The organism is Streptomyces sp. NBC_00986 (genome assembly GCF_045162565.1).
Classification (GTDB): Bacteria; Actinomycetota; Actinomycetes; order Streptomycetales; family Streptomycetaceae; genus Streptomyces.
The window spans coordinates 863,636-875,832 of the sequence record NZ_CP108733.1; the positions used below are offsets into that span (position 1 = coordinate 863,636).

Consider the following 12,197-nt stretch of genomic DNA (forward strand, 5'->3'; position numbering starts at 1 on the left):
AGCGGTGCCAGTGACAGTAGGACGTCGTCACTCGATCCAAAGGAACGCAAAGCTTGTGCTTATCCTGAGGGTGGGAACTGACAGTTCCCATTGCTTGATGCAGGGGTTTTGCGTTCCGAATTCAGGACGAGGCACGCAACGTCAACTCCCTTGCCTACAGGACGCGATGCGGTGAATGGTCAGCAGGAAACGAGGGCCGTGAATACACCGGGAATGTGACCCGGATCTCACCACCTGTCGTTACGAGAACGTTATGAATGAGAGTGAGATGCAGGGCCAGATCGTCACCCGCATTCTTAAGCAAGCACGGGCACGTCGCAACACATCGGACATCCCCGGCTTTGAGGCGGCTTTCGGGACGTGCCGCACTGTCGGGATCACGCAGGATCAGACGGCCCAACTGGCCGGCGTGAGCCGTCGCTGGTACGGCAGCCTGGAGGGAGCGCGTCCCGGCAACTACAGCGACGCTTTTCTCCACGCCGTGCGCCGCATCCTCGACCTGAACGACGAGGAATGGGACATCGTCTACCGCGTCACCCGCGGTCACGCCCCCGCGGAAGCCCCTGTCAGCCACCTCGGCGCACTGCTCCCCGACTCGATCCGCTCCTTCGTCGAGGACAGCCGCACCTGGGCGCTCTACCTCAACGACCACCGGTGGGATGTGCTGGTCTACAACGCCAAGGCCCTGGAGTACTTCCCGTGGATGCAGCACGGCCTCAACGTCATGGAATGGGCCCTCACCTGGCCTGAAGCGCGCAGACAACTCGTCAATTGGAAAGAGGAGTGGGCGATGCCGATGATGGCCCAGTTGCGCGTGCACGCCGAACAGTGGCGCACCGACGATCGTCTGCGAGCCGTGATCGAAACCGTCCGCGCCGACCCGACCGCACGCAAGCTCTGGGACGCACCCGACCTGCCCACCATCACCCACCCCGCATCGGAACAGCCGCGTCGCCTATACCTGGCAGGTCGAGGTGGCCAGGAATTCGCCATCCGGTTCATCGCGGGAGCACCCCTGGAACTTCCCTCGTACCGCCTCATGGCCGTGACGCCCGCAACGGCTGTATCGAGCAACTAGGGATCGGCCTCCATGGACTCGCCCATCTCACCTGGGTGCCCATGCTCACCCTGACCGGCAAGACCCACCGCTGGGCACCCAACAAGCGGCGCCTGCGGCTGATCTCCGCCGCCGCTTAGCTCGTGAAGGCCGGCCGCCGCCACTGGCTGCGCTTCACGGCCCGATGATCCTGGACCGACGTCATCACTCACGCGATCGCCAGGCTCCATATCCTCCCGAACCCCGGCTGACCAGCCACCTCAGCAGCAACTTGCCCGCGAACTCACCGCCGCACGGGGCGAGTTGGCACAGCAGCAGCGAGAGGCCGGACGGCTCGCCGAGCGAGCCCGGATCGCTCGGGACCTGCACGACACGCTCGCCCAGGAACTCTCGGGCAGCCGCATGCTGCTGCAGGCCGCCGAACGGGACTGGGACCGCCGACCAGACATTGCCCGGCGGCAGGTACGGTCGGTGACCGGAGCTCTCGGCGAGCATCTCGCGCAGACCCGCGGCATCATCGACGACCTCACTCCGCCCCTGCTCGCACGGGACGGCTTGGAGGCGGCGCTGCGCGACTTGTGCGCCCGCACCGGCGCCGTAGCCGGGTCGCCCGGGATCACCTTCCGTACCGAGTACGAGCCCTGCCCCCTGCGCACAGATCAGGCCGTGGCCCTCCTGCGGGTCACTCAGGGAGCCCTGGCCAACGCCTGCGAACACGCACGCGCCAGGCACGTACGCGTCACTCTGACCTACGGCGACGCGGGGAGCGCGGCCATCGAGGTCCTGGACGACGGAGTGGGGTTCAGCCCCACGGCCCTGCAACCGCCAGGCACAGGTCGCGGATTCGGGCTGGCCGCGGCACGTGACCGGCTGGGTGTGTTCGGCGGCACCCTCACCATCGACAGCACGCCTGGACAGGGCACCCGCGTCCGGGCGACCCTGCAGGCCAAGGACCGGATCCCGGTGGGCGCCCGATGAACCAAAATCCTGGTCCAGCACTGCGGATTCTGATCGTGGACGACCACACTGTCGTACGAGCCGGTCTGCGCGCGCTCCTTGACAGCGAACCCGGCTTTACCGTCGCCGGCGAGACCGGCGACGGCATCGACGCGGTGCATCAGGTGGAGCAGCTACACCCCGATGTGGTGCTGATGGACCTCCGGCTGTCGGACACCGGCACGGCGAGCAGCGGCATCGACGGCGTCGAGGCGACCCGCCGGATCCTGGCCACCTCCACCACTGCCCGGGTCGTCGTACTCACCAGCCACGGCCACCAGGCCGACGTCCTGCGGGCCGTAGAGGCCGGCGCGCGCGGCTACGTCCTCAAGGCGGGCCCTCCCGAGGAATTGTTCCGCGCCATACGCGCCGCGGCGGCCGGAGGGATGGCGCTGGCACCGGAAGCGGCGGCACAGTTCATCGGGCATCCTGCCGAGTCGGGTCCGCTGCTGAGCGAGCGCGAGATCGAGGTCGTCCGGCTCCTGGCTCATGGACACACCAACCGGACAATCGCCGGCACCCTGCATCTGGCTGAGGCAACGATCAAGACCCATCTCGTCCGCATCTATCGCAAGCTCGGCACCGAGAACCGCGCCGGCACCGTCACAGAAGCCGCCCGACTCGGCCTGATCGAACTCAACCGATCCTGATGCGTGCGCTGACCCTCGGCAGATCCAATGCACCGGACTCGGTCTGGCTCTGGGTGTCCGGCGCTCAGCTTCCCGTGCGGCTCTCGGGCAGAGTGCGGCTGCGTGCGGCCTGCGACGAGGCTCTGACGCGTAGCTCCGGGTGGATCTGGTAGTGGCGCGCAGCCGTTCGCCCGGTGGAGATCCGCTCCATCAGCAGCTCTATCGCGATCGCGCCCATCTTCTCGCCGAACTGCGAGACGCTCGAAAGGGACACCATCGGGTGGCCAGCGAGCTGGATGTCGTCATACCCCACTACGGAGACGTCCTTGGTGGTCAGTCCCAGATCCGCGAGCGCACGAAGCACGCCGATCGCCAGGGTGTCGTGCCCGGCGAAGATGGCAGTGATCGAGGGATCACGGCTTATCAGTTCGCGTGCTACGGCGTAAGCGTCGTCCTGTGCGTCACCGCAGTATTCGACGATCGAGTCCAGGCCGGCGTCGGCGGTCATCTGCTCGTACGTCAGCAGGCGGAGCGAGTGCGGGGCGCGCGCCTGGGCCTCCGGCTGCATCCGCATCGTGAGGTGCGCGATCCGCTCATGCCCGAGGGTGCGCAGATGGTCGAGGGCCAACGTCGTACCTGCGACGTCGTCATTGGTGACCGTGTCGTAGTTGGCGGAGGCGTCGTGGCGTCCGATGAGGACAATGGGAAGCTCGAGGGCAAGGGTCTCGAGCCAGGCTGGTGTGACCTCGGGCGAGATCGCGATGAGTCCGTCGACCTGGCGGTCGGCCAGATTCTCCAGGACCGGCTCACCGCTGAGCTCGCCGATTCCTGGGGCGATCATGAGTTGGTAGCTCGAACCCGCCAACTGCGCGGCCGCACCCTGCATGATCTGGGTCAGGAAGTCGTTGCCGAGGTTGGGGATCTCCAGACCGATGCTGAAGCTCGACCCCCTCATGGCCCTGGCCGCGATGCGGGGCCGGTACCCCAGTTCCCGGATCGCGTCCTCCACGCGCGTCCGCATGGCATCGCTGACCCCGTACGCGTTGCGGATCACCTTGGACACCGCCCCTTTGGACACTCCAGCAGCCCGGGCCACGTCGTCCATCGACGGACGCCTAGCAGCACCGGCGGACGCATCCGATCCCACGGTTGCCCTCCTTCTTGAAACCATGCGCGAGGCTACCACCGCACATCCGGTTCACGCCCCGATCTTGTAGACCGGTCGCCGCCGAATCCGATCGCGCACGCCTGAGCACTGTTGCCTGAGCAGCACTTCTGCTCCAGATCACCGCCCCACCGGCCGCCTTGGAGCTTCGCGAGCCAGTTTTTGTAGACCGGTTGACACTCTCACCCTCGAGTCCTACGGTCACTAGCACATCGCCGGACGAGTCCCGATTTGTGCGGGCCCGTAACGTCCAGGCTCCACGTTTGAAATCCAATGGAGAATTTCATGCGAAGAAACCGCGCACTCGCGGTCGCCAGTGTCGGTGCGGCCACAGCTCTGGCACTGGCCGGATGTTCGACCGACCCGAATTCCGCCTCGGCCACCTCCGGCAGCGGCAGCAAGACCCTCACGGTTGCCGGTTGGTCCAATGACACCGTGATGAAGGCGGTCATTGCCCAGTTCGAGAAGGACAATCCGGGGGTCAAGGTCAAGTCGACCGGCTATCCCTGGCCGGCCATCCTGACGCAGATCAACACCCAGCTCGTCTCGGGCACCGCATCCGATGTCGACGTCGTGTTCCCGGGCAAGGGAAACCCGATCTCGGCACAGACCCTGGCCAAGGGCCAGTACCTCGCAGACCTCTCCTCCGAGAGCTGGGCTTCGAAATTCAACGAAGCGACCAAGAAAGTCATGAGCGCCGACGGCAAGGTGCTGATGGTCGCCAACAACTCGACCATCGTCCCCGCCACGTACAACACGCAGGCACTCAAGGCCGTCGGAAAGACGGCACCCACCACGTGGAGCCAGGTGCTCGGCCTCTGCTCGGCCGCGAAGGCCAAGGGCAAGGTTGCCTACGCGATGGCTGGACTCGCCGGCGGTACTTTCAACTACCTTCCCTTCGCTCTCACGGCCACTCTCGTGTACGGACCGAACCCGGACTTCTCGGCGCAACAGGCGGCCGGCAAGGCGACGTTCAGCGACTCCGAGTGGACTACGGCGCTGACGAAGTACAAGCAGATGCTCGACGCCGGGTGCTTCACCAAGGACTCGCTCGGAACGAGCCTCGAGATCGCGCAGAAGCAGGTCGCCACGGGGGGCGCCCTCGGCATCGTGACGGTGAGCAACCAGATCGTGGACATCGAGAAGTACGCCCCGAGCGGTACGTCGTTCGAGACCGCCGCGCTCCCCGCAACGGACGACCCCTCGCAGACAGTCCTGCCGGTCGGCCTGGGCGCGGGATACGGCGTCAACGCCAAGGGCAACGTCACGCTGGGGAAGAAGTTCCTCGACTTCTACATGTCCAAGAAAGGCATGGACATCGCGGTCAAGGCCGGATCCATCTTCCCCAGCACCGCGGTGGAGGGATTCAAGCCCGCGCCGACTCTGGCGGGGGTCTCCGACCAGGTGCACAGCGACAAGACCGCCGCTTTCCCAGACCAGACCTGGCCGAACGCCAACATGACCCAGGTCTACCAGGACGAGATGCAGAAGCTCCTGGGCGGACAGGCCTCGGTCAAGGACGTACTCGCCGCAATGGATGCCGCTTACAAGGGATGAGCTGGAAGAACGGACAGCGCGACGCAAGGAACGTGTGCACCGCGCTGTCCTTCTGCGAGGGACAGCAAGGAGTCTCATCATGGCAACAACAAGCACTGTTCCGGCGCGCACGGACGCGCCAGCCTTGAGATCGAGGCGTCGGTATCGCAGTTACGCACAGTCGGTGTGGTGGTTCGTTCTTCCCGCAGCCGCTCTCTACGCGTTCGCGGTGATCGTTCCTGCGGTACAGGGCAGCCTCTTCGCCTTCACCGACTGGGACGGTGTCTCGTCGGTCAGGCACTGGGTGGGCTTCCATCAGTTCCGGTCGATCTTCGACGACACGAACAGCCTGACAGCGATCAAGAACACCCTGCTGATCGCTGTAACTGTCACAGTTGTTCAGAATGCCATCGGCCTGCTCATCGCCCTCGGCGTGAACTCGCAGATCAAATCGCGGAACTTCCTGCGGGTTCTCTTCTTCGCACCGGTGGTGATCACGTCGATCGCGGTGGGGTTCCTCTGGCAGAACCTCCTCGCCCCGGATGGGGCACTCAACCAGATCCTCAAGGACATCGGCCTCGGCGGAATGCGCCAGAACTGGCTCGGCGACCCGAAAGTCGCGATCTGGGCGATCATCGCGGTCGTCATCTGGCAGTTCGTCGGATATTCCATGGTCATTTTTCTCGCAGGACTCCAGGGAATTCCCGACGAGGTGATCGAAGCGGCGGCGATCGACGGAGCCGGCCCGATCCGGCGATTCTGGTACATCGTCCGGCCGATGCTGGCTCCGGCGATCACGATCAACTTGATGCTCTCCCTTATCGGGGGCTTCAAACTGTTCGACCAAGTCCTCGTGATGACCCAGGGTGGACCCGGCGGCGCCACCGACACCATCTCGACGCTGATCTACAAAAACGCCTTCCAGTTGGGGCGATTCAGTAACGGCGCCGCCCTGGCCGTCGTACTAACCCTGTTCGTGGCTGCCGCATCGGCGTTTCAGTATCGGATGATCTCGAAGAACGAAGGCTGAGATGTATCGCTACACATGGAGGACAGGGGTACTTGAGGCCGTCATGATCCTGACAGCCCTGGTGTTCATTTTCCCAATCTTTCTGCTCTTCAACACCGCCTTCAAGGCTCCTGCAGACCAGAGCTCGACCCTTGCACTTCCCAAGCATCCGACCCTCCAAAACTTCGCCGATGCCTGGCACCAGGGCGCTCTCGGCGGCGGGCTCATCAACAGCGCGATCGTCACGGTCCTGACCATCGTCTTCCTGGTCATCTTCGCCTCGTCCGCGGCCTACCCCCTCTCCCGGCTGCGCTCTCGATGGTCCACCGTCAGCTACTTCGCATTCCTTGCGGGACTCCTGCTTCCGATGCAGCTCGCTCTGCTCCCGCTGTACCAGACGATGCGCGACATCCACCTGCTCGGCTCGCTCAGCGGCGTCATTCTTGCGAACGTCGGCCAATCGATGCCGTTCACGATCTTCCTGTACGCCGGCTTCATGCGCGCACTGCCCCACGATTTCGAAGAGGCTGCCGCGCTCGACGGCGCCAGCGCATTCCGCGCCTTCTGGTCGGTGGTATTCCCCCTGATGCGGCCGATCACAGGAACGGTCATCATCCTGAATGCAGTGTTCACTTGGAATGACTTCCTGCAACCACTGCTCTACCTGTCGGGTTCGGGGAACAAGACGATCACTGTTGCCGTCTACGGATTCGTGGGCCAATACGGCGCCCAATGGAATCTTATTTTCGCCGGGATCATCATCAGCATCGTGCCGATCCTGATTGCGTACTTCGCTCTGCAGCGCTACATCGTCCAAGGATTTGCAGGCGGCCTCAAGGGCTGAGCCCATCGTTATCCCCCCACCGTTCCTTGGTGAATTGGAATCTACGTGACCATCTGGACGGGGCGCTTCATCGTGCCCGAAAACGACATCGACTCAGCCCCGCGGTTCCGCCGGGAGTTCTCCACCGAGCCAGGGCACGGAGGACTGGTCGCGGCCACCCTGCGACTGTCCGCATTGGGCATCTGTGAGGCCTGGATCAACGGACGGCCCGTGACGGACGCCGTACTGACTCCAGGGTGGACCAGCTACGAGTGGCGACTGCACTTCGTCGAACTCGACGTGACCGATCTCGTCGACGAGACCTCCACGCTAGCGATCACAGTCGGCAACGGCTGGTACCGCGGACGTCTGGGCTGGATAGAGACGCATCGCTACGGTCCAGACATCGCTGGCTTCGCAGAACTGCGGCTGACCTACGCCGACGGGCACGAGGCGGTGGTCGCGACCGATGAGTCGTGGATGTCCGGCCCCGGGCCGGTGGTCGCCGACGACTTGTACAACGGTCAGGCCATCGATGCCCGACGTGAGGACGATGCCTGGCTGCACCCTGGATTTCAGGCCGAAGGCTGGGCCGGTGTCCGCATCGTGGACTACGACAGCAGCCACCTCAGCCTCGACCCCGCGCCGCCGGTACGACGGATCGCCCACCTGCAGCCGCAGAGAACATGGCACAGCGCTTCCGGCTCGATCCTCGTCGACTTCGGACAGAACATCGTTGGCTGGCTCAAGCTCCGTGTGCGCGGACCAGCGGGGACGGTCATCACGGCACGGCACGCCGAGGTTCTCGAAGACGGCGAGCTGTGCGTACGACCACTGCGTTCGGCTCTGGCGACCGACCACTTCACGTTGAGCGGCGGCGACGACACCTTCGAGCCGACCATGACCTTCCACGGGTTTCGCTACGCCGAGCTCAGAGACTGGCCGGAAGGGCTTCCGGTCGATGACGCCGTGACCGCCGTCGTCATCTCGTCCGACCTGCGTCGGACCGGTGAGTTCGAGTGCTCCGACCCAGATCTGACGACCTTCCACGCGAACGTTGTCCGTGGAATGCAGGGCAATTTCGTCGACGTCCCCACCGACTGCCCGCAACGCGACGAACGCCTCGGCTGGACGGGAGACCTCTCAGCGTTCGCGCCGACGGCCGCTTTCCTGTTCGACGTGAAGGACTTCCTCCTCGACTGGCTGCGTGACCTCACGCTTGAGCACTCCCACGCCGGTGTCGTCCCGCTCGTCGTTCCTGACATCCTCAAGCATGCCGTCGACGCGGCAGCCGGCCCACCGACCGGCCACCCGGTTGCCCTGTGGAGTGACGCTGCTGTCTGGGTTCCCTGGGCACTGTGGGAGGCGTACGGCGAGATCACGATCCTCAGCGAGACGTTCCCGACGATGCTCGCCCACGCGCGGAGGGTCCGCGCATCGCTGTCCCCTTCGGGCCTGTGGGACACAGGTTTCCAGTTCGGCGACTGGCTCGACCCGGACGCCCCCTCCGAACACCCCGAACGCGCCAAAGCAGACCCTGGCGTGGTAGCAACCGCGTGCGCGTACCGCACGATGATGCTCGTCGCGCAGGCGGCACAGCTGCTGGGTAAATCCGTGGAATCCGCCGCATTCGCCTCTACGGCCGCGAACATCCGGGGCGCGTTCCGTCGCCACTACGTCGGCAATCAGCGCATAAAGAGCGACTGCGCCTCCGTCTACACGCTGGCTATCGCGTTCGGGGTGCTCGACGAAACGGAACAGGCCTGGGCCGGCGACCGGCTGGCTCAACTCGTCGAGGCGAGCGGCCACCGGATCTCGACCGGCTTCGCCGGAACGCCCTTCGTCACCGGCGCTCTGAGCTCGACGGGGCACATCGACGCCGCGTACCGCCTGCTTCTCCAGCGCGAATGCCCGTCATGGCTGTACCCAGTCACCATGGGCGCGACGACCGTCTGGGAGCGCTGGGACTCAATGCTGCCGGACGGCCGCATCAACCCGGGCGACATGACCAGCTTCAACCACTACGCGCTCGGGGCAGTCGCCGACTGGATCCATCGCACCGTCGGAGGCATCGCGCCCCTGACCCCTGGTTACCGCGAAGTCCTGGTGGCACCGCAGGTTGCGGAGGGCATCGACTGGGCTCGGTGCGCACTGCAGACCCCCCACGGCCGAGTCTCCATCGAATGGCGCCGGCAGGACGACCGCGTGACGGTCTCGATGACCATCCCCATGGGCAGCAGCGCGGTCTTTCGCTGGCCGGGCCACGCCGACCGCGAACTGCCGTCCGGACATCACACCCTCGACGTCGAGCTCTCGCGGTTGCCCGTTCAGAACGGAGTGGCTGGATGAACCACCCGCCCGTGCGCGCCACCGGCCCCCAAAACTCCGCATCCCGAGCCCTGCCTCGATCCGAGTACGCCTGTCGACGAACGCGTCGCCGAACTGATCTCACGTATGACCTTGGCCGAGAAAGTCGGCCAGATACTTCAACTCGACGCCTGCGGTGACCTTGACGACCTCGTCCACGACCCGCTGTGCGGCTCGCTCTTGCACACACGCCTCCGCACCACGGTGCAGAGGCGTGGAGGTCGCTCCCGAAGCCAAGGTCTCAGGGGCTACGCCACTGGCCGCGGATGTCTGCTGCGATCGCAGTAGGCGCAAGTGTCTGCGCTGGACCAATGACGAGAGATCGCGTAGGTGCGACCTTCGAGACGATGCCGGAGATCGCCGGCACAACCCTGTGGCACAACTCCGGAGGACCCCAAATGTCCGCTCTAGCCAGCTGGTGCCATAGGCACCGGCTCGTCGTCCTTCTGGCCTGGGTGGGCTTGTTGTTCGCCCTGGTAGCCGGGCTCAGCGTGGCCGGGACCAACTTCGGCAACAGCACGACGGCGCAGAACACCGACTCGGCCAAGGCCATGGCTCTCCTGAAGCAGGGCGCGAGCAGTTCGGCAGGCGAGAGCGGGACCGTGGTCTGGCAGGTGCGCAGCGGCACGGTGACCGATGCTTCGGTGCAGCGGAACATCGCGAACGCACTCGACCGGGTCGCACACTCGCCAGGTGTGGTGTCCGTGGGCAGCCCGTACACAGCAGCGGGTCATCAGCAGATCAGCAAGGACCGTACGACGGCGTACGCGACCGTTGCTTTCGCCGAGGGCAGCAGCGAGGCACAGACCAAGACGGTGGAGAAGCTCGCCACCTCACTTGAGTCCGGGACGCTGCATGTCGCGCTCAACGGCCAGGCCTTCTCCGTGACCCCCGCGTCGAACCCGGCCAGTGAAGGGCTCGGCATCGTCGCGGCGTTCGTCATCTTGCTACTGGTCTTCCGGGCGGTGTGGGTGGCTGTGCTGCCCATCATCACGGCCGTCGCCGGCGTGGGTACCGCTTCCCTGTCCGTGATGCTGCTCAGCCATGTCGTCACCCTCCCCGACACCACGCTCACCCTGGGCGCGCTGATCGGCCTCGGCGTCGGCATCGACTACGCGCTGTTCATCGTCAACCGCCACCGCCACAACCTCATGGACGGCATGAGCGTCGGCGACTCGACGGCGAAGTCCCTCAACACCTCCGGCCGCGCGGTGATCTTCGCCGGTCTGACCGTGGTCATCGCGCTCCTCGGAATGTTCACGCTGCGCCTCGGCATCCTCAACGGCATGGTCATCGGCGCCGCCATCACCGTCATCCTGACCGTGTTGGCCGCCATCACCCTGCTGCCGTCACTTCTCGGCTTCATCGGACTCAAGGTCCTCAGCCGTAAGCAGCGCAGGCAGTTGGCCGGTCACGATCACCATCCCGACGAGGCCGGGCTGTGGGGGCGGTGGGCAGCGCGGGTCCAGGCCCGGCCGAGGATCCTCGGAGCCATCGCCGTGGTGATCGTCACGGCCGTCGCGTTCCCGACGCTGTCCCTGCGCCTGGGTTCGGCCGACGACGGCAACCTGCCGACATCGTCGACGAACCGTCAGGCGTACGACATGATGGCCGACGGCTTCGGCCCCGGCTTCAACGGCCCGCTCGTGCTGGCCGTCCAGGCGCCCAGCGCCGCGGACAAGGTCGCGGCTGCCGACCTGGCAGACAAGCTTCGCCAGGTCGACGGCGTGGCGAGCGTCTCTGCGGCCCCGATGCGCGACGGGCAGGACGTCGGTGTGATCAGCGTGGTGCCGACCACGTCACCGCAGTCCGTCAAGACGTCCGATCTCATCGACCATCTGCGCTCGGACGTGGTCCCACGGCTGGAGAAGGGCACCTCGATACACGTGTACATCGGGGGTACGACGGCCAGTAACGACGACTTTGCATCGGTGCTGATCGGCAAGCTGCCGATGTTCCTGGCGGTGATCGCCGTGCTCGGCTTCCTGCTGCTGACCATCGCCTTCCGTAGTCTGCTGATCCCGGCCGTCGGTGCGCTGCTCAACATCCTCAGCATCGGTGTCGCCTTCGGCTCGATCGTCCTCGTCTTCCAGCACGGCTTCGGCAGCGGTCTGCTGGGAGCCGGGTCGGCCGGTCCGATCGAGTCGTTCGTACCGATCCTGATCATCGGCGTCATGTTCGGACTCTCCATGGACTACCAGGTCTTCCTGGTCAGCCGGATGCGTGAGGAATGGGCCCGCACCGGGGACAACCGGAGCGCGGTCCGGGTCGGCCAGGCCGAGACCGGCAGGGTGATCGCCGTGGCCGCCGCCATCATGTTTTGCGTCTTCGGCTCCTTCGTCTTCGGCGGGATGCGCATGATCGCCGAATTCGGTCTGAGCCTCGCCGTAGCCGTCGCGCTCGACGCCCTGCTCATCCGGATGGTCGTCGTACCCGCCCTCATGCACCTATGCGGACGCGCGAACTGGTGGCTGCCGCGCTGGCTGGACCGGACCCTTCCCCGCGTTTCGGTGGAAGGCCCGCCCGATGAGCCCGCCGACCGGACCCCGAACCCGGTTCGCGTGCCACAGTCGGCCGGGATCCCAGACTGATAATCAGCCGTCGACAGCGCGGGC

General features: G+C 65.5%; 9 protein-coding genes. 8 read left to right on the top strand and 1 reads right to left on the bottom strand.

What is annotated here, in order from left to right:
- The first annotated feature begins 268 nt into the window (after positions 1 to 268).
- From OG504_RS03805 to OG504_RS03815, 3 genes are all read left to right on the top strand, one after another.
- Complete coding sequence (locus tag OG504_RS03805; RefSeq protein WP_329348951.1) at positions 269 to 1,078, top strand: XRE family transcriptional regulator; 810 nt, start codon at positions 269 to 271, stop codon at positions 1,076 to 1,078.
- Positions 1,079 to 1,360: 282 nt separating this feature from the next.
- A complete protein-coding gene (locus tag OG504_RS03810) occupies positions 1,361 to 2,035 on the top strand; it encodes a sensor histidine kinase (protein ID WP_405988404.1) in 675 nt (224 codons plus the stop codon).
- Positions 2,032 to 2,703: a response regulator gene (locus OG504_RS03815; RefSeq protein WP_405988405.1), complete on the top strand. Its 672-nt coding sequence runs from the start codon at positions 2,032 to 2,034 to the stop codon at positions 2,701 to 2,703. The genes OG504_RS03810 and OG504_RS03815 overlap by 4 nt, the downstream gene beginning before the upstream one ends.
- A gap of 64 nt (positions 2,704 to 2,767) precedes the next feature.
- Here the strand turns inward: OG504_RS03815 and OG504_RS03820 are convergent, their stop codons facing one another.
- On the bottom strand, positions 2,768 to 3,829 hold the full coding sequence (locus OG504_RS03820; RefSeq protein ID WP_405988406.1) for a LacI family DNA-binding transcriptional regulator: 1,062 nt from the start codon (positions 3,827 to 3,829) through the stop codon (positions 2,768 to 2,770).
- Between the two features lie 303 nt (positions 3,830 to 4,132).
- Between OG504_RS03820 and OG504_RS03825 the strand changes: the two genes are divergently transcribed.
- The 5 genes from OG504_RS03825 (at position 4,133) to OG504_RS03845 (ending at position 12,173) form a co-directional block, all read left to right on the top strand.
- The gene (locus OG504_RS03825) at positions 4,133 to 5,404 is read left to right on the top strand and encodes an extracellular solute-binding protein (protein WP_329348957.1); all 1,272 of its coding nucleotides are present in this window, start codon (positions 4,133 to 4,135) and stop codon (positions 5,402 to 5,404) included.
- A gap of 79 nt (positions 5,405 to 5,483) precedes the next feature.
- Positions 5,484 to 6,413: a sugar ABC transporter permease gene (locus tag OG504_RS03830; RefSeq protein WP_329348958.1), complete on the top strand. Its 930-nt coding sequence runs from the start codon at positions 5,484 to 5,486 to the stop codon at positions 6,411 to 6,413.
- Positions 6,414 to 6,456: 43 nt separating this feature from the next.
- Positions 6,457 to 7,236: a carbohydrate ABC transporter permease gene (locus tag OG504_RS03835; protein ID WP_329348959.1), complete on the top strand. Its 780-nt coding sequence runs from the start codon at positions 6,457 to 6,459 to the stop codon at positions 7,234 to 7,236.
- A 45-nt stretch (positions 7,237 to 7,281) separates the two neighbouring features.
- Positions 7,282 to 9,564, top strand: coding sequence for a family 78 glycoside hydrolase catalytic domain (locus OG504_RS03840; protein WP_405988407.1), 2,283 nt, complete (start codon positions 7,282 to 7,284; stop codon positions 9,562 to 9,564).
- Positions 9,565 to 9,980: 416 nt separating this feature from the next.
- A complete protein-coding gene (locus OG504_RS03845; RefSeq protein ID WP_329348961.1) occupies positions 9,981 to 12,173 on the top strand; it encodes an MMPL family transporter in 2,193 nt (730 codons plus the stop codon).
- Positions 12,174 to 12,197: the final 24 nt, after the last annotated feature.

Excerpts from the sequence above, each read along its gene's own strand:
- OG504_RS03805 (WP_329348951.1), top strand. The coding sequence starts at position 269 with ATGCAGGGCCAGATCGTCACCCGCATTCTTAAGCAAGCACGGGCACGT.
- OG504_RS03815 (WP_405988405.1), top strand. The coding sequence starts at position 2,032 with ATGAACCAAAATCCTGGTCCAGCACTGCGGATTCTGATCGTGGACGAC.
- OG504_RS03825 (WP_329348957.1), top strand. The coding sequence starts at position 4,133 with ATGCGAAGAAACCGCGCACTCGCGGTCGCCAGTGTCGGTGCGGCCACA.
- OG504_RS03830 (WP_329348958.1), top strand. The coding sequence starts at position 5,484 with ATGGCAACAACAAGCACTGTTCCGGCGCGCACGGACGCGCCAGCCTTG.
- OG504_RS03835 (WP_329348959.1), top strand. The coding sequence starts at position 6,457 with ATGATCCTGACAGCCCTGGTGTTCATTTTCCCAATCTTTCTGCTCTTC.
- OG504_RS03845 (WP_329348961.1), top strand. The coding sequence starts at position 9,981 with ATGTCCGCTCTAGCCAGCTGGTGCCATAGGCACCGGCTCGTCGTCCTT.